This is a genomic window from Pseudomonas sp. S04, from assembly GCF_009834545.1.
Classification (GTDB): domain Bacteria; phylum Pseudomonadota; class Gammaproteobacteria; order Pseudomonadales; family Pseudomonadaceae; genus Aquipseudomonas.
Genome location: NZ_CP019427.1, coordinates 2,835,804 through 2,853,273, shown reverse-complemented (window position 1 = coordinate 2,853,273; position 17,470 = coordinate 2,835,804). Strand labels below are relative to the sequence as shown.

General features: G+C 63.1%; 11 protein-coding genes. 6 read left to right on the top strand and 5 right to left on the bottom strand.

Annotated elements, in window-relative coordinates:
* Positions 1–3: 3 nt before the first annotated feature.
* Genes PspS04_RS12820 through PspS04_RS12805 form a run of 4 tightly spaced genes read right to left on the bottom strand, consistent with a single transcriptional unit; the run spans position 4 to position 5,463 of the window.
* Positions 4–1,059, bottom strand: a complete 1,056-nt coding sequence (locus PspS04_RS12820) for a TauD/TfdA family dioxygenase (RefSeq protein WP_095168286.1) — start codon at positions 1,057–1,059, stop codon at positions 4–6.
* On the bottom strand, positions 1,059–4,490 hold the full coding sequence (locus PspS04_RS12815; protein WP_159995661.1) for a condensation domain-containing protein: 3,432 nt from the start codon (positions 4,488–4,490) through the stop codon (positions 1,059–1,061). Before PspS04_RS12815 ends, PspS04_RS12820 begins: the two co-directional genes overlap by 1 nt.
* The gene (locus PspS04_RS12810) at positions 4,487–5,245 is read right to left on the bottom strand and encodes a thioesterase II family protein (RefSeq protein ID WP_257792324.1); all 759 of its coding nucleotides are present in this window, start codon (positions 5,243–5,245) and stop codon (positions 4,487–4,489) included. Before PspS04_RS12810 ends, PspS04_RS12815 begins: the two co-directional genes overlap by 4 nt.
* Positions 5,242–5,463, bottom strand: a complete 222-nt coding sequence (locus tag PspS04_RS12805) for an MbtH family protein (protein ID WP_269467581.1) — start codon at positions 5,461–5,463, stop codon at positions 5,242–5,244. Before PspS04_RS12805 ends, PspS04_RS12810 begins: the two co-directional genes overlap by 4 nt.
* Positions 5,464–5,678: 215 nt before the next feature.
* Between PspS04_RS12805 and PspS04_RS12800 the strand changes: the two genes are divergently transcribed.
* On the top strand, positions 5,679–6,197 hold the full coding sequence (locus tag PspS04_RS12800; protein ID WP_095168290.1) for an RNA polymerase factor sigma-70: 519 nt from the start codon (positions 5,679–5,681) through the stop codon (positions 6,195–6,197).
* A gap of 324 nt (positions 6,198–6,521) precedes the next feature.
* On the opposite strand, the gene PspS04_RS12795 is transcribed toward PspS04_RS12800, so the two are convergent.
* The gene (locus tag PspS04_RS12795) at positions 6,522–7,778 is read right to left on the bottom strand and encodes an aromatic amino acid transport family protein (RefSeq protein WP_095168291.1); all 1,257 of its coding nucleotides are present in this window, start codon (positions 7,776–7,778) and stop codon (positions 6,522–6,524) included.
* Positions 7,779–8,153: 375 nt separating this feature from the next.
* On the opposite strand from PspS04_RS12795, the gene mexE reads away from it, so the two are divergent.
* From mexE to PspS04_RS12765, 5 genes are all read left to right on the top strand, one after another.
* Positions 8,154–9,404, top strand: a complete 1,251-nt coding sequence (gene mexE, locus PspS04_RS12790) for a multidrug efflux RND transporter periplasmic adaptor subunit MexE (protein ID WP_095168293.1) — start codon at positions 8,154–8,156, stop codon at positions 9,402–9,404.
* Between the two features lie 15 nt (positions 9,405–9,419).
* Positions 9,420–12,599, top strand: a complete 3,180-nt coding sequence (locus PspS04_RS12785; protein ID WP_095168295.1) for an efflux RND transporter permease subunit — start codon at positions 9,420–9,422, stop codon at positions 12,597–12,599.
* On the top strand, positions 12,596–14,017 hold the full coding sequence (locus PspS04_RS12780; RefSeq protein ID WP_159995659.1) for an efflux transporter outer membrane subunit: 1,422 nt from the start codon (positions 12,596–12,598) through the stop codon (positions 14,015–14,017). Before PspS04_RS12785 ends, PspS04_RS12780 begins: the two co-directional genes overlap by 4 nt.
* A 1,361-nt stretch (positions 14,018–15,378) precedes the next feature.
* Positions 15,379–16,278, top strand: coding sequence for a bestrophin family protein (locus PspS04_RS12770; protein WP_095168300.1), 900 nt, complete (start codon positions 15,379–15,381; stop codon positions 16,276–16,278).
* 75 nt (positions 16,279–16,353) lie between these two features.
* Positions 16,354–17,409, top strand: a complete 1,056-nt coding sequence (locus PspS04_RS12765) for a tetratricopeptide repeat protein (RefSeq protein WP_159995657.1) — start codon at positions 16,354–16,356, stop codon at positions 17,407–17,409.
* Positions 17,410–17,470: the final 61 nt, after the last annotated feature.

Here is a 17,470-nt window from a genome sequence, read left to right as displayed (position 1 = left end):
ACCTCAATCGAGTGCCAGGTCGGCGCTTTTCTGCGCAATTGCCATCGCGGTGAGAATCTTGCGCGGGCCAGTGAATGCATTACGGGCGTGCAGCGACAGCATGTTGTCCAGCAGGACCACGTCGCCTTGGTGCCAGGGGAATTCGACCATCACGTCGCGGTAAGCCTGTTGCAGGTGGCGGATGGTTGCGTCGGGGATCACTGCGCCGTCGCCAAAGAAGGTGTTCTGCGGCAGATCGTCGGGGGCGAACTCGGTGATCAATGCCGCGCGCAGGGTTTCAGGCAGGGTCAGGGCGTTGAAGAACGTGCCATGGTTGAACCACAGCTCTTCGCCGCTGCGCGGGTGACGGACGATGGCCGGCCCCACCTGGCGGGTGCGCAGGCGGTTGCCGCTCTTCCACTGCGGTTCGATACCGATGCGCGCGCAATACGCCTCGACTTCCGCCCGGTCCTCGCTCTGGAACACGGTCTGCCAGGGCAGGCCCATACCGTCGCCGTAGTTGCGCACGTACATGATCCGGCGCTGGCGGAATTCCTCGCGCACGGCCGGGTCGATGCGTTGTAACAATGCGCGGGTATCGCCCAAGGGGGTTTCGCCACCGGTCAGCGACGGCAGGTCGCAATAGAAGTACAGGTGCAGCGGAAACACCGGCGAATAGGAATGCTCGTTGTGGGGGAAAATCCGTTCATTGCTCGGGTAATCGGTGGAGCTGTAGATATTGAACTGGCGGGTCACCTGGGTCCGTGGCGAGGCCCGGAACAGGTACTCGAGCGCCCCGCCGGAGATCGCCTGGACGCAGCGGTCGAAGCCATCGATGCCATCCACATCAAATCCGCGCAGGAGGATCGCGCCGTGTTCCAGCAGTCGCGCCTCGATCAGCTCGCGGTGCTGCCCCAGCCATTCCACCAGGTCGGTGCCGGCGAACCGTGGCCGACACAACAGTGGCAGCGTGTGCCCTTCGAGCAGGGGCGTGAACACCACCCGCTCCTCCTGGCTGGCGGTGATGCTTCTGCGTGCCCGACCCATGGTCGGCAGTGCGGTGACTTTAACCTCGCTCATCATTGCTCCTGGACACTGTGCGGTTGAGTGGACGGCTGCGCTGCGCGCCGGCGCATCGGGCGCTGGCTGGCGAGCAGGGTCTGGCGCTGCTGGCTATCCACCGCCCGTGCTTCGCGCCGCACCTGGGCGGCCGCTTCCAGCAGGTCGGCCTGGGTCAACGCAGCCTTGCCCAGCCAGCAGTGCAGTACGGCCTGGATCTGCGCGAACAGCTGGGAAATTTCACCAGGCTGGAACAGCCCTTCGGGCATTTCGAAACGCGCTTCGAGGCGGCTGGCACTGCTGTAGAAACCGAGGATCAGGTCCAGCTCGGCAGCCTGTTGGCCGGCGTCGAACCCTTGCACGCGCACATCGCGCAGACGCGGCAGCGGTGGCTCGCCTTCCTGGTAATTGAGCTTGATGCTGAAGAACGGCGAGCGACCGGCCCGACGCGGCGGGCGCAGCGCTTCCACCAGTTGCTCGAAGGGCAAATCCTGGTGCCCTGCGGCGCCCAGCACTACGCCCCGGCACTGCTCCAGCAGGGCATCGGTGCTGGCGGCCAGGTCCAGATCAACCTGCAGCACCAACTGATTGATGAAAAACCCTACCAACGGCTCTGTGGCCGGATGACTGCGGTTGGCGATGTCGCTGCCCAGGCGGATACGCGACTGGCCGCTCTGCTCGCGCAGGCTGACTGCGAACGCCCCCAGCAGCAGCATGAACGGCGTGACTGCGCGGGCCCTGGCGAAGTCACGCAAGGCGCTGGTCTGCACGGCACTGAAGGTGAAGTGTTCGCCGACGGCCATCGCCTGCTTGTTGCGGGGCCGCTGCCCATGCAGCTCCAGCCAGCTATGCTCGCCGGCCAACGCTTGATGCCAGTAAGCCAACTGCCGGGCATGCTCGGGACCGGCCAACAGCTGGCGCTGCCAGCGGGCAAAGTCGCCATAGCCCACGGTCAACGCTGGCAGTTGCGCGTCGATGCCGGCCAACCGGGCGGTGTAGAGCACTTCCAGTTCATCCACCAGGTTGCGCATTGACCAGCCATCCACCGCGATGTGATGGGTGGTCAGCAACAGCACGTGCTCGCGCTGATCCAGGCGCAGTACGCACACCCGCTGCAGGGGCCCGGTACTCAGGTCGAACGGTTGCCGGGCGTGCGCGGCGGCGCGCTGGCGAGCTTGGGCCAGACGCTGCTCGGGCGACAGGTCGGACAGATCGTCAATGGCAAATTCCAGCGCCAGGGTCTCCTGCAGCAGCAGGCGCACACCCTCGCCCTGCGCAGCAAAGGTGGTGCGCAACACCCCATGGCGCTGCTGCAGCGCGCCGAACGCAGCACGTAGCGCATCGACGTCCAGCGGGCCACGCAGGTGCAGCGCCAGCGGCACGTTGTACACCGAGCTGTGGGGGTCCAACTGCCAGGCGAACCACAAGCGCTCCTGGGCAAAGGACGGCAGCAGTTCGTCAGTCACACTGGGGCTCAGGACAGGCTGGGGCTGGCCGGCAACGGCCTGGGCCAGAGATGTTGCAAAGCCAGCCAGCTCGGGGTGGTCGAACACGCTCGCCAGCGCCAGGTTCACCCCCAGGCGCTCACGCAGGCGTCCGACAATCTGCGCGGCAGCAATGGAGTTGCCACCCAGGGCGAAGAAGTTGTCGTCGCCAAAGATCTCATCTTGCCCCAGCACCTCGGCCCAGACCGCCGCGACCAGTCGCTGCTGATCGTCAACCAAGGCCTGGCCCTCGCGCACCAGCGGCTGGTCGTTGCGCCGCAGATGGAAGCAGTCCAGCTCCGCGCGTTCGAGCATCTGCCGGCAGGCGGAGCGTTGCAGTTTGCCGCTGGAGGTCTTGGGCAGTTCGCCGGGGTTGAGCAAGGCAATCCATACCGGCGTCTGCTGACAAACATCCGCCACGACTCGGTCGATCTGCGCACACAGTTGTGCAGCGCTGATCTTGCGTTGGGTGGTGCGGCCGATCTCGACCGCGATCCCGATACCCTCGCCGTCAACCTGCTCGACCACGAATGCCGTGACCCGGCCCTTGCGCGCGCCTTCGACGTTGTATTCGACGGCGCGCTCAAGGTCCTGCGGGTAAATATTCTGGCCACGGACAATGATCATGTCCTTGAGGCGCCCGGTGATGAACAAGCGGTTGCCGCGCAGGAAACCCAGGTCGCCGGTGCGCAGCCACGTGCGCCCTTCACGGCTGACAAACGTCCGCGCGCTCGCCTGCGGGTTGCGCCAGTAGCCACGAGCGACGCTGTCGCCACTGGTCCAGATCTCGCCGATATGGCTGTCCGGCTGGATGGCGCCGGTGTGCGGATCCACCAGCATCACCTGCAGCCCTTCGTGCAGGATGCCGCTGCTGACCAGCAAGCTGCCCTGCCCCGGCTCGGCGCGGTGTTCGCCCAGCGCATGGCTGTCGAAACTGGCACTGACGAAGTGCTCCGCAGCGGTGGTACCGGCGACGAACAGGGTGGCCTCGGCCAGCCCATAGCACGGCAAGAACGCCGCCGGCTTGAACCCGCAAGGCGCGAAGTGCTGGGCGAAGGCTTGCAGGCTGTCCTGGCGCACCGGCTCGGAACCGGAAAACAGCACGCGCAGGCAGCTCAGGTCGAGCTTGGCCAACACGCTTTGATTGACCCGCTCGGCGGCCAGGCGGAAGGCAAAGTCCGGGGCACCGCTGTGGCTCGCGCGATAGTCACTGATCGCTTCGAGCCAACGCGCAGGCCGCTCGACGAAGTGCCGCGGCGACATCAGGACCAGGCTCGCGCCCCGATAGACCGAGAGCAACAGACAGCCGATCAGCCCCATGTCGTGGTACAGCGGCAGCCAACTGACGAAGGTGTCGTCTTCACGCAGGTCGAAGCAACCGAGCATCATCTGTTCATTGGCGACCAGGTTGCCGTGGCTGACTTCCACACCCTTGGGGGTCGCGGTGGAGCCGGAGGTGTATTGCAGGAAGGCAATGTCCTCGTTGGCCGGTTGCCGCACCGGCCAGTTGGCACTGCCCTCCAGTGTCGATGCATCCAGCGCGTCGACCGACAGGGTGGTCGGCAACGCCTGGGCGAAGGCCTGTACCAGCGACTCGCGCAGATGCTCCTCGGTCAGCACCAGGCTTGGCTGGGCATCGTCGAGGATCGAGCGCACCCGGCTCAGTTCGTACTGGCGCAACGACTCGGGCGGCAATGCCGGCACGGCGATGATGCCTGCGTACAGGCAGGCGTAGAACGACACCACATAGCTCGGACCGCTCTGCATCAGCAACAGCGCCCGCTCACCGACGCCGGCATGGCGTGACAGCACTGCCGCCAGCTCACGGGCCCGGCGGTCGAGCTCGGCATAGGTCAGCGTCAGGCGCTGCGCTTCGCCGTCGAGGAGAAAATGCACCGCCGGCTTGTCACCGCGCCGCACCGCGTGCGCGCTCAGCGCGTCAACCAGAGACGTATGGAGGACTGTCATGTCGCACCTTTGCAAAGAAAGTGAGAGTCAGGGCGCACAGCGGCAGCGCCAGGCAACGTGGCCGCCAGGCAGGCAATCAGGTGGTCGAGCACCGCCCGCTCCTGCTCCTGGATGAAGAAGTGACCACCGGCGAACAGTTCGAGACTGAAACCTGCACCGGCATGCTCGCGCCAGGCCAGCAGTTGCGCCTGGCTGGCACGATCCTCAGTGCCGGCCAGCACATGCACCGGACACTGCAGGGGCGCCGTCGGCTGATAGCGATAGCGGCCGCACAGCAGGAAGTCGGCACGCAGCACAGGCAGCGCCAGACGCATCAGTTCGGGGTCTTGCAGGGCCTCAATAGGCGTGCCTTGCAGGGAGGCCAACTCGGCCATCAGTTGCTCATCGCCCAGGGGTTGGCGAAAGCGCAGGTAGTCGCGGTGCGCGGGGGCCGAGCCGCCAGACACCAGCAATGCACGAGGCGCCGGCAAGCCCTGCGCACGCAGGGCACAGGCCAGTTCGAACGCCAGCAGCGAGCCCATGCTGTGGCCGAACAGCGCGTAATGCCGATAGGTTTCACCGCGCAGCTCGCGGGCCAGTTGCGCGGCCAGGTCGACCAGGTCGCTCGCCAGCGGCTCGCCGGCACGACTGCCCCGCCCCGGCAGCTCGAGCGGACGAATGTCCAGCCAGGCCGGTGCGCTACGACGCCAGCGTGCATAGCTCATGGCACTGGCGCCCGCATAGGGCAGGCAGAACAGGGTCAGCAAAACGCTCACCGGCCGGCCTGCCCGTCCATGTGCTGACGCAGGCTGAGGGGGCGCATGTCGGTCCAGACCGACTCGATGTAGTCCAGGCAGTCTTGCTTCAGACCGCTTTTCCCCGCCTCACGCCAGCCCGCAGGCACTGCCTTGTAGTCGGGCCACAGCGAATACTGCTCCTCTGCGTTGACCAGTACTTTGAACGTTGCATCTTCGCGGTCGAAAGCCATTTGCAATTCCTCGATCTGTGGAGTCAATGCGAGGGGCATGACGCCCTGTCTCGCGGTTTCCTAGATCGACGAATGACAGAGAAATAACTTCAGACGGTGCTTTTGCGGCCTTGGATCATGACCAGGTGGAGATTGATTTAGGGAGTTGTTGCAAATAGTTCTTAATAGTATTAGATTTTTCACCCTCGCTGGCGTACTACCAAGAATTCATCAGGTGCCTCATGCAAAAAATCGATGCAGCCAGAAATGGTTCCCCCTTGCTTGAGGTGTTTTATGACCAGCGTTCACGCCTGATCGGTCTCGCAGCCCGGATCACCGGGTGCCGCAGTCACGCCGAAGACATCGTTCATGAAGCCTTCATGAAGGTCGACGATGCGGGTGACAACGAGCAGATCCGATCCCAGGCCTCCTACCTCACACGCGTCGTGCGCAACCTGTCGATCGACCATTACCGTCGACGCCAGTTCGAGGAACGCCTGATATGCCAGGACAGCGATAGCAACGAGGCGCCTGCGCACCACGCCGAAACCCCGGAAGCCCTGGTTTCCGACCAGCAACTGCTGGAGCGGGTATGCGGCGCACTGGCCGACCTTCCCGAGCGCACCCGCTATGTATTCGAGATGTGCCGCATCCATGGCATGAAGCAGAAGGACATCGCCAGGGACCTCGGCGTGTCCGCGCCCCTGGTCAGCGCAATGATCCGCGAAGCCCTGCTGCATTGCCGGGAAAAAGCCCTCTAGCGGTATTGCCATCCTGCTGCCGCCGACGCAGCCTCGCGCTGCTCGACAGCGGCTACTGATGTGTCTCGCGCAAAAACAACAACGCCCCGACAGGTCGGGTAATGCTGTTCAGTTAAGCGACGCCGACCATTGTAGGAGCGGGTGCCCGCTTGCGGCCTGCTCGCGAAAAACTCAAAGACGCCGCGTTTATACTGAATACACGCGTTATCGTTGACGTTTTTCGCGAGCAAGCTCGCTCCTACAAGGTACTGCACTCACTTAACTGAACAGCATTACCCGACCTGTCGGGGCGTTTTTTATCTCAACTGGCGTAGCCGCAAAACCCTACCAGCTGGCAGGCAACCAACCCAGTGCCGCGCAGATGGCGTAGGCCATGCTGATCAGGTACAGCACCACTACCGTGACCTGGATCAGCGGATGGGCAATCCAGCCGCATTGCCAGGCCGGGACGATGTCGCCGTTCTTGCGTGCCGAGCGTAGCATCAGGATCGGCATGATCGACAGGATCACCCCGCTGAAAACCCCGGCAAAGTACAAGGCGCTGACGAAGCCGACCATGCCGCTGTAGGCCAGGATAAACGGCGGCACGCAGACAATGGCCAAGACCATCAGGCGGGTCTTGGGGTTGCTCTCCGAACCCAGGCTCTGGAACTTGTCGAAGATGTTGGTCAGGAAGCTGCCACCCAGGCCCCAGTAGGACGTCATCATCGCGCACAGGGCAAAGGTGTTGGCGGTGTAGAACGCCCACTGCCCCAGCGCCTGGCCCCAGGCCAGGGTCGCGACTTCACTCTGGTTTTCCAGACCGGTCAGGGCGATCACCGACATCGGCACCATCGCCAGCAAAATAAAGGTAATCAGCATCCCGGTGATCACCGCCAGCGGCAGGCGCTTGGGTGCGTGGCTGAAACCACGCGCCATTTCCGGGACCACGTACTGGGCCGAGAAACAGAACACGGCAATGTTGAACACCGGGATCATGTAGACCCAATCGCCTTCCAGCAGATTGGCAAACCGGGTGTTGTCGTGGACCAGCGTGGCAATGACCAGCACCAGGGTCATGCTGAGCATGCCGATGCTGATGAACTTCTCACCCTTGCCGATGGCCTTCAGGCCCAGGTACAGCACCAGCGCTGCAGGCAGGAAGAACAGCAGGCTGCCGAGTGCCGGGCTGATGCCGAAAAACTCGCTGAGTACCTTGCCGCTGCCGCTCATGTAGGCTACGAGCGCGCCGATGCTGTTGACCGCAACCGAGAGGAAAATCGCCCAGGCCCCGAAGGAGCCTACGTAGCGCTGGGCCAGGCCACTCAATTGGTGGTGACGGCGGGTGCGCAAGGCGGTTTCCGAGACATACAGCATGGAGATGGTGGTGAAGATGCCGGCGACCGCCAGCCAGAACAGCAGCGGCATGTAGCCGGCCTTGCGGCTGGCGTAGGCCATCGACAGCACGCCGGCGCCGATGTTGGTGCCGACAATCATTGCCACCGCCTCGACGAAGGTCAGGCGTTTGACTTCCAGCCCGGAAGACTCGGCATGGCTCGCCTCGTGTGGCTCGTCGGCCACGGCGTAAGGGGTCTTGCTCATGAACAATTCTCGCTATTTATAGTTATTGCAGAATCCACGCAGCGTTCGTCATCAAAGCACTGCATGCAGTAAAACCTTGAACGGCGCGCAAAATATCACACATGGTGTTCGGAATAACACTCATGAGCGCTTATTCATTGGTCTAAGATGCCCGGATTAGAGCGTTTACTGCTTTCAGGGGGCTGGCCAGGGGCGGGGTTTAGGGCTGTGGCGCCATCAATGATATTGATAGCAACCTAACAAAAGCCTTAGGCTAGAGGGCTGCCCCGAGGCTTATATCATTCCGAATGATAGTTACCTTTGCTTCATTCGATTCGTGAGATAGAGACTCGCCGAGCATCATCCGCCCATCTCAATACATTGGCGGATCTATCCATGGAACAGTCTCTTAAACATTTGCGCTTGCCCCTGGCCGCCCTCGCCGTGCTGGTGATGAGCGCCTGCGGCAAGACCCCGGACTCGGCCGCCACCATGCCCGCCGCCAAAGTCAGCGTGGCCAAGGTGCTGGAACAACCGGTCAACGAGTGGGACGAATTCACCGGGCGCCTGGAAGCGCCGGAAACCGTGGAAATCCGCCCGCGCGTATCTGGCCAGATCGATGAAGTGGCTTTCACCGAAGGCGCCCTGGTGAAAAAAGGCGACCTGCTGTTCCAGATCGATCCGCGTCCGTTCCAGGCTGAGGTCCGCCGCCTCGAAGCCCTGGTTGCCCAAGGCCGTGCCAATGCCACCCGCAGCGAAAACGAAGCCCAGCGCGGCGAGCGCCTGCGCACCAGCAACGCGATCTCGGCGGAGCTCGCCGACTCGCGCACCAGCGCTGCCCAGGAAGCCCGCGCCGCAGTGGGCGCGATCCAGGCGCAACTGGACCTGGCCCGACTGAACCTGAGCTTCACCCGTGTTACCGCGCCCATCAGTGGCCGCGTCAGCCGTGCCGAAATCACCGCCGGCAACCTGGTGACCGCCGATGTCACGCCGCTGACCAGCGTGGTTTCCACCGACAAGGTCTACGCCTACTTCGACGCCGACGAGCGAGTGTTCCTCAAGTACAGCCAGCTGGCTCGCCAGGGTCAGCGTGGCCAGACCACTCCGGTGTACCTGGGCCTGTCCAACGAAGACGGCAACCCGCACCAGGGCCAGATGAACTTCATGGACAACCAGGTCAACCCCAAGACCGGCACCATTCGTGGTCGTGCGGTGTTCGACAACAGCAAGGGCGAATACACCCCCGGCCTCTACGCACGCCTGAAGCTGGTGGGCAGCGGTACCTACTCGGCGGTGCTGATCACCGACGAAGCGGTGGGAACCGACCTGGGCAAGAAGTTCGTACTGGTGATGGACGGCGACAAGTCGGTGTACCGCGCCGTCGAACTGGGGCCGAAGATCGAAGGCCTGCGCATCGTGCGCAGTGGCCTGAACAAGGACGACACGATCATCGTCAAGGGTTTGCAACGGGTGCGCCCAGGCTCGCCAGTCACCCCTGAAGTGGTGCAGATGGCCAGCCAGGCAACCCTCGCCGCCCTCGCCCAACAACGCCAGGCGCTTGAAGCCAGCAACCTGCCCCAAGTCGCGCCTGCCAAGGGTGCGCCGGGTACGGCTGTGAAGCTCGCCGCTGCGACTCCACGCGGTTAAGGGATACAGACTCCAATGAATTTTTCCCAGTTCTTCATTTCACGGCCGATCTTCGCCGCCGTGCTGTCGCTGCTGATCCTGATCGCCGGCAGCATCTCGCTGTTCCAGTTGCCGATCAGCGAATACCCGGAAGTGGTACCGCCGACCGTGGTGGTGCGCGCCAACTTCCCCGGCGCCAACCCCAAGGTCATCGGCGAAACCGTCGCAGCCCCGCTGGAACAAGCCATCACTGGCGTCGAGAACATGCTGTACATGTCCTCGCAGTCCACCGCCGACGGCAAGATCACCCTGACCATCACCTTTGCCCTGGGCACCGACCTGGACAACGCCCAGGTGCAGGTGCAGAACCGCGTCACCCGTACCGAGCCCAAGCTGCCGGAAGAAGTGACCCGGATCGGCATCACGGTGGACAAGGCCTCGCCCGACCTGACCATGGTCGTGCACCTGACCTCGCCGGACAAACGCTACGACATGCTCTATCTGTCCAACTACGCCCTGCTCAACATCAAGGATGAGCTGGCGCGCCTGGGCGGTGTCGGTGACGTGCAGCTGTTCGGCATGGGCGACTACTCGCTGCGGGTCTGGCTTGATCCGAACAAGACCGCTTCGCGCAACCTGACCGCGACCGACGTGGTCACCGCGATTCGCGAACAGAACCGCCAGGTGGCCGCCGGTGCCCTGGGTGCGCCGCCCGCACCGAATGCCACCGCGTTCCAGCTCTCGGTCAATACCCAAGGCCGCCTGGTCAGCGAGGAAGAGTTCGAGAACATCATCATTCGCGCTGGCGACGACGGTGAAATCACCCGTCTGAAGGACATCGCCCGAATCGAGCTGGGGTCCAGCCAATACGCCTTGCGCTCGCTGCTGAACAACGACCCGGCGGTGGCGATCCCGATCTTCCAGCGTCCGGGCTCCAACGCCATCGAAATCTCCAATCAGGTTCGCGAGAAAATGGCGGAGCTGAAGAAGAACTTTCCTGAAGGCATGGACTTCAGCATCGTCTATGACCCGACGATCTTCGTCCGTGGCTCCATCGAAGCGGTGGTGCACACCCTGTTCGAAGCACTGATCCTGGTAGTGCTGGTGGTGATCCTGTTCCTGCAGACCTGGCGCGCCTCGATCATTCCGCTGGTGGCAGTACCGGTCTCGCTGATCGGCACATTTGCCGTGATGCACCTGTTCGGCTTCTCCCTCAACGCGCTGTCGCTGTTCGGCCTGGTGCTGGCCATCGGTATCGTGGTCGATGACGCCATCGTGGTGGTGGAAAACGTCGAACGTAACATTGGCCTGGGGCTGACACCGGTGGAAGCCACCAAGCGCGCCATGCGCGAAGTGACCGGCCCGATCATTGCCACGGCGCTGGTGCTGTGTGCGGTGTTTATCCCGGCCGCGTTCATCTCCGGCTTGACTGGGCAGTTCTATAAACAGTTCGCCCTGACCATTGCCATCTCGACCGTGATCTCGGCGTTCAACTCGCTGACCCTGTCGCCAGCGCTGGCTGCCGTGCTGCTCAAGAGTCATGACGCGCCGAAGGACCGCTTCTCACGGGTCCTGGACAGGTTGTTTGGCGGCTGGTTGTTCCGTCCGTTCAACCGCTTCTTCGACCGCGCCAGTCATGGTTATGTCGGCACCGTGACCCGGGTTATCCGCAGCAGCGGGATTGCCCTGGTGCTGTACGCCGGGCTGATGGTGCTGACCTTCTTCGGCTTCTCCAACACCCCTACCGGTTTTGTCCCGGCCCAGGACAAGCAGTACCTGGTGGCCTTCGCCCAGTTGCCGGATGCGGCGAGCCTGGACCGCACCGAAGAAGTGATCAAGCGCATGTCCGACATGGCGCTCAAGCAGCCGGGCGTGGAAGCCGCGGTGGCCTTCCCGGGCCTGTCGATCAACGGTTTCACCAACAGCCCCAACGCCGGGATCGTGTTCGTCACCCTCAAGCCCTTCGATGAACGCAAGGACCCGAGCCAGTCGGCCGGGGCGATTGCCGGCGCGTTGAATGGCCAATACGCCGACATCCAGGAAGCCTACATGGCGATCTTCCCACCGCCGCCGGTACAGGGCCTGGGCACCATCGGCGGGTTCCGCCTGCAGATCGAGGACCGCGGCAACCTGGGTTACGACGAGCTGTACAAAGAAACCATGAACATCATCAACAAGAGCCATAACGTGCCGGAACTGGCTGGCCTGTTCACCAGCTACACAGTGAACGTGCCCCAGGTCGATGCCGCCATCGACCGGGAAAAAGCCAAGACCCATGGCGTGGCCGTCAGTGACATCTTCGACACCCTGCAGATCTACCTGGGTTCGCTGTATGCCAACGACTTCAACCGCTTCGGTCGCACCTATCAAGTCAACGTCCAGGCCGAGCAGCAATTCCGCCTCGAACCAGACCAGATCGGCCAGCTGAAAGTGCGCAACAACAAAGGCGAGATGATCCCGCTGGCGACCTTCATCAAGGTCAGCGACACCTCGGGGCCGGACCGTGTGATGCACTACAACGGCTTCATCACCGCTGAAATCAACGGTGCCGCAGCCCCCGGCTACAGCTCCGGCCAGGCCGAACAAGCGATCGAAAAACTGCTCAAGGAAGAACTGCCCAACGGCATGACCTACGAGTGGACCGACCTGACCTACCAGCAGATTCTTTCTGGCAACACTGCGTTGTTCGTGTTCCCGCTGTGTGTGCTGCTGGCGTTCCTGGTGCTGGCGGCGCAATACGAGAGCTGGAGCCTGCCCCTGGCGGTGATCCTGATCGTGCCGATGACCCTGCTGTCGGCCATTACCGGGGTGATCCTGTCCGGTGGTGACAACAACATCTTCACCCAGATCGGTTTGATCGTACTGGTGGGCCTGGCATGTAAGAACGCGATCCTGATCGTCGAGTTCGCCAAGGACAAGCAAGAGGAAGGCATGGACGCACTCAGCGCGGTGCTCGAAGCCTGCCGCCTGCGTCTGCGGCCGATCCTCATGACCTCCTTCGCCTTCATCATGGGCGTGGTGCCCCTGGTCTTCTCCAGCGGTGCCGGTGCCGAAATGCGTCACGCCATGGGCGTCGCGGTGTTCTCCGGGATGCTCGGGGTGACCTTCTTCGGCCTGTTGCTGACGCCGGTGTTCTACGTATTGATCCGCCGCTATGTCGAGCGCGGCGAAGCTCGCAAAGCGGCCAAGGCCCTGCCACTGGAGGCACAACCATGAGCCTGAAAGTCTTCCTGCCGAGCTTGTTGGTGCTGGCCTTGAGTGCCTGCGCCGTCGGCCCGGACTATAAGACCCCGGCGACGGAAGCGGCCAACATCACGGCCGCCACCGATGGCGCCCAGGGTCAGAAGAACTTCGATCGGGCCCGCTTCGAAGGGATCTGGTGGCAGCAGTTCGAGGACCCGATCCTCAACCAGTTGGTCAACACCTCGCTGCAGGGCAACCGCGATCTGCGGGTGGCGTTCGACCGCCTGCGGGCCGCCCGGGCGTTTCGCGATGACGTCAGCAATGATGCCATGCCGGTCGTGACCAGCCGCGTCAGCAGTGACCTGGCCAAGGGGCAGATCCCCGGCCAGACCACCGACCGGGTCAGCAGCGAGCGTTATGACCTGGGCCTGGACATGGCCTGGGAAATCGACCTGTTCGGACGTATCCAGCGCAACCTGGAAGCGGCCGACGCCGACACCCAGGTGGCCGCGGCCGACCTGTACCAACTGCAAGTCACCCTGATTGCCGAGTTGGTGGATGCCTACGGCCAGCTACGGGGTGCGCAACTGCGCGAGAAAATTGCCCTGGCCAACCTGGCGAACCAGCAGGAGTCGAGCAAGATCACCGTGACCCTGCGTGATGCCGGTGTCGGCGATCAACTGGACGTGGTGCGCGCCGATGCCCGCCTCGCGTCCGTGGAAGCCAGCGTGCCGCAATTGCAGGAAGTGCAGATCCGTCAGCGCAATCGCATCGCGACCTTGCTCGGCGAGCGCCCGGATAAACTCAGCGTCGACCTCAGCCCGGCCAGCCTGCCGGCCATTGCCAAGGCCTTGCCGATAGGCGATCCGGGCGAACTGTTGCAACGCCGGCCGGACATCCAGAGCGCCGAACGCAAGCTGGCCGCCGCCACCGCGCGCATCGGCGTGGCCAAGGCCGACCTGTTCCCGCGGGTCAGCCTCAGTGGCTTCCTGGGCTTTACCGCCGGACGCGGCTCGCAGATCGGCTCATCGGCCGCCAATGCCTGGGCGCTGGGCCCCAGCATCACCTGGGCGGCCTTTGACCTGGGCAGCGTGCGCGCGCGTTTGCGTGCCGCCGATGCCAATGCCGACGGCGCCCTGGCCAGCTACGAGCAGCAAGTGTTGCTGGCCCTGGAAGAGTCGGAAAACGCCTTCTCTGACTACGGCAAACGTCAACAACGGCTGATCTCGCTGATTCGCCAGAGCGAATCGAGCCGGGCCGCCGCTGACCTTGCAGAGATTCGCTACCGCGAAGGCACCGTCGATTTCCTGGTGCTGCTGGACGCCCAACGCGAACGCCTGGCTGCCGAAGACACCCAGGCCCAGGCCGAAGTCGACCTGTACCGTGGCATCGTGGCGATTTACAAAGCCCTGGGTGGCGGTTGGCAACCACAAACCGTCGCCAGCAACTAAGCTTAAACGTGCTCCTTTGGTTGGCCGCAACCAACCAATTTTTAGCCTCGCGTCTCATTCGGTCGCGGGGCTTTTTTTGGCCTGGTGATTGGTTGAATCAAACACTGCGCGAGGCTTTGGGCCGTTTTCGCGAGCGGACTCGCACAGTGAATCTGGCTGCCGGCAAATTTTGCGTATGGCCTCCACACCTGTGGGACTGGGCCGGCCTCATCGCGGCATAGGTATCTACACAACTTTGTAGCGGCCTCTGGCGTGTTGGATTAGGCGGAGTACATATCCATTTCTTCGGTAACGGCGTCCTATGGTTCCGCCTGACGGCGGCTCACTTTTGAAAGCCCAAAAGTAAGCAAAAGGCTCTTACCCCACCACTCGGTGCCTCGCTTAGGCTCGGCATGCCCGTACTCCGACATTGATTTGGGGGGCCGCCGCAATGGGCCCTCCCTGGCCCAGTGCGGCTAAACCGGCGTCCTGCCGGTTTACCCCCCAAATCAATATCGGACTCCGGCCAGCGTGGTTAACGGGGCACCCAGGATCAAAAGCCAGAGCCAGAGCCAGAGCCAGAGCCAGAGCCAGAGCCAGAGCCAGAGCCAGAGCCAGAGCCAGAGCCAGAGCCAGAGCCAGAGCCAGATCAAAAGATGGCTGACTTCGTCAGCGTCTTGGGAAGTAGAAGCTACACCGCGCATGCCCTAGCGATCAGGTCGGCTTTTAGGCCGCCTCGCTTTGCTTTTGATCCTGGGCGCCCCGTTAACCACGCTGGCCGAACGCAGGCTTGAAGCCGTGGGTAACCCGGCAGGACGCCGGGTTAGCCGCCCCGCGCCATGGATGGCGCGTGGCGGCGGCCCACGGATTCAAACCGGAGTGAGGGAACACCGAGCCTAAGCGAGGTGCCGAGTGGTGGGGCAAGAGCCTTTTGCTTACTTTTGGGCTGTTCAAAAGTGAGCCGCCGTCAGGCGGAACCATAGGAGGCCATTACCGCAAAAATGGATATGTACTCGGTCTAATCCAAAACCCTGGTGCAACGTCGCACCACAGCTGTGTAGAAACCTATGCCCATCGCGGACAAGCCGCAAGCGGGCGCCCGCTCCCACAGGCCGAACGCCGTCCTGTGGAAGCGAGCCTACGCGCGAAAAACCTGAGAGCGCCGCGTTTATTCAGGAGCCGCGCGTCATCGTTGGCGTCCATCGCGGGCAAGCCCGCTCCCACAAAAGGTCTGGACGTGGCGCATGGCGTAGATCGATCAGCCAAGTCAAAGCCATAGACAGCATCGATCACCCCGTCAGCCAGAGCAATTGGACAGGCTGCCTCCAGGCCTCTAGCCTTCAACCGCTGCCACAGCACGAAAACGGCTGAAGACCCCACTGATGATTGTCCGTCCCAAACCCAACCTGATCGGCATCCTGTTCTCCCTCAAGGGTTCGATTGCCAAGCGCATCGCCTTGCGCAGCCTGCTGGTGACGCTGCTGGCATCGGTCATTGTGCTGGTGGAAACCTGGCACCCCGCGTACTTCTCCAAGGTCAATGCCACGCCTTTCACCCTGCTAGGCCTGTCGCTGTCGATTTTCATGAGCTTTCGCAACAACGCCTGTTATGACCGCTGGTGGGAAGGCCGCAAGCAATTGGGCCAGTTGATCATCGAGCTGCGTTCGCTGATCCGCGAAACCCAGGTGCTCAAGGACCCAGGTGAACGTGAACCGCTGCTGCGCGAACTCTGCGGTTTCGCCCATGGCCTGATTGCCCGGCTGCGGGTCGAAGACGAGGCTGCGGCAATCAGGCCATGGGCCGATGTCGAGGCCGACCTGCGCCATCCGAACCTCAGCGATCGCCTGCTGCAACACGTCGGCGCCCGTTGCTCACGCCTGGCCGAGCTGGGCCGGATCAGCGAATGGCGCTATACCCAACTGGAAACCCGGCTGGTCAGCCTGAGCCAGGTACAGGCCGCTTGCGAGCGGATCAAAAGCACGCCCCTGCCCTTCCCCTATACCCTGCTGCTGCATCGGACCATCTACCTGTTCTGCATCCTCCTGCCCTTCGCCATGGCCGAACCGCTGGGCTGGCTGACGCCGGTGTTCACCGCCATCGTCAGCTACACCTTTTTTGGCCTGGACGAAATCGGCGACGACCTCGAAGATCCGTTCGGCTTCGATGAGAACGATCTGCCGTGCAATGCCCTGCTGCGCCTGATCGAGCGCGAAGTCCTGGCTGCCCTCGGCCACGACGAACTGCCCCCGGCCCTGTTGCCGGTCGACTACGTTTTAAACTAGGCGCGGGTTTGACTCAGGGCCTGCGCTGACCGAAGCTGGCACCCCTGCACTCGTTGTCAGCTTCCGGATCCGCGCATGTCCAAGCCTCGTCGCTACCTGATCATCAGCCTACTGGTTGTCGTTGCCATCGCCATCACCTGGCTGTCCCTGCGCAGTGTCGCGCCGCAGGTGCCGGAGGCGATCAAGCGCGGCTACAGCGAAGCCCTGGACCAGGCGCGCAATGGCAAGCCCGGTGCGGCGCGTGTGCTGTACCAGCAATTGGCCCGCCCGGATATCTCCGACAAGCGCCGCCTGTGGCTGCATGCCGAGCTGCCCAACTACCCCAGCCCCCAGGCCCTGAAGCTGGCCGATGCCGACCTGCACCACCCTTCGGTGGCGGTGCGCGAGGCGGCGATCGACAGCATCGTCGGGCTGGTGCCCAGCGGCCAGCGCAGCTTGTTGCTCGGGCCACTGCTGGAGGACAGCGAGCAAGCGGTGCGATTTGCCGCCGCCGAGGCGTTGCTCGGTTTGTCGCCCGATGACCTGGGGCTGTACTTCGGTCCGCTGCAGCAAGTCATCGATGAGTACGAGCAGGCACTGCAAAGCCAGCCAGTTACCGCCCACACCCAGTACCAACTGGCGCGCCTGCACCTGCACAACGCCGAACTCAAGCAGGCGCAGCAAGCCTTGGAGCAGACCCTGGCCCTGGACCCGGGCAACCTGCCTGCGCTGGTGATGCAGATCGAGGTCCTCGACAAACAAGGCCAGAGCGAAGCGGCCCAGCAACTGCTGGCCCGCCAGCTCAAGGCGCAACCTGACTCGGCGTACCTGCAACACGCCCTGGGTTTGTGGCTGTTGCACCACGGGCAAAGCGAGTTCGCCCTGCTGGGGTTGTCCAGGGCGGTGGAGCTGGAGCCGAACAACAAGCACTACCGCTATGACCTGGCGACCACCCTGCACAGCGAGCACGAGCTGGAAGCGGCGCAGAAGCAGTTGCAGGAAATCGTCCAGCGCCACCCGGCCGATCGCAAGGCGCGGGTACTGCTGATCAACTACTGGAAGGAAAGCGGCCAGTTGCAGAATGTCCAGGTGCTGCTGGCGCAGTTGGAGCAGATGAATCCGGACGATCCGGCGCTGCAGCAGGGTCTATGATCAGATTGCGTTGAACCGTTTGGCTCGTCCCGGGGTCCAGTGAACAGGCAGCCATTTCGCC

What these genes read in the sequence shown, in the direction of transcription:
- PspS04_RS12820 (WP_095168286.1), bottom strand. Translation starts at nt 1,059, where the DNA reads ATGAGCGAGGTTAAAGTCACCGCACTGCCGACCATGGGTCGGGCACGC.
- PspS04_RS12815 (WP_159995661.1), bottom strand. Translation starts at nt 4,490, where the DNA reads ATGACAGTCCTCCATACGTCTCTGGTTGACGCGCTGAGCGCGCACGCG.
- PspS04_RS12800 (WP_095168290.1), top strand. Translation starts at nt 5,679, where the DNA reads ATGCAAAAAATCGATGCAGCCAGAAATGGTTCCCCCTTGCTTGAGGTG.
- PspS04_RS12795 (WP_095168291.1), bottom strand. Translation starts at nt 7,778, where the DNA reads ATGAGCAAGACCCCTTACGCCGTGGCCGACGAGCCACACGAGGCGAGC.
- mexE (WP_095168293.1), top strand. Translation starts at nt 8,154, where the DNA reads ATGGAACAGTCTCTTAAACATTTGCGCTTGCCCCTGGCCGCCCTCGCC.
- PspS04_RS12785 (WP_095168295.1), top strand. Translation starts at nt 9,420, where the DNA reads ATGAATTTTTCCCAGTTCTTCATTTCACGGCCGATCTTCGCCGCCGTG.
- PspS04_RS12780 (WP_159995659.1), top strand. Translation starts at nt 12,596, where the DNA reads ATGAGCCTGAAAGTCTTCCTGCCGAGCTTGTTGGTGCTGGCCTTGAGT.
- PspS04_RS12770 (WP_095168300.1), top strand. Translation starts at nt 15,379, where the DNA reads ATGATTGTCCGTCCCAAACCCAACCTGATCGGCATCCTGTTCTCCCTC.
- PspS04_RS12765 (WP_159995657.1), top strand. Translation starts at nt 16,354, where the DNA reads ATGTCCAAGCCTCGTCGCTACCTGATCATCAGCCTACTGGTTGTCGTT.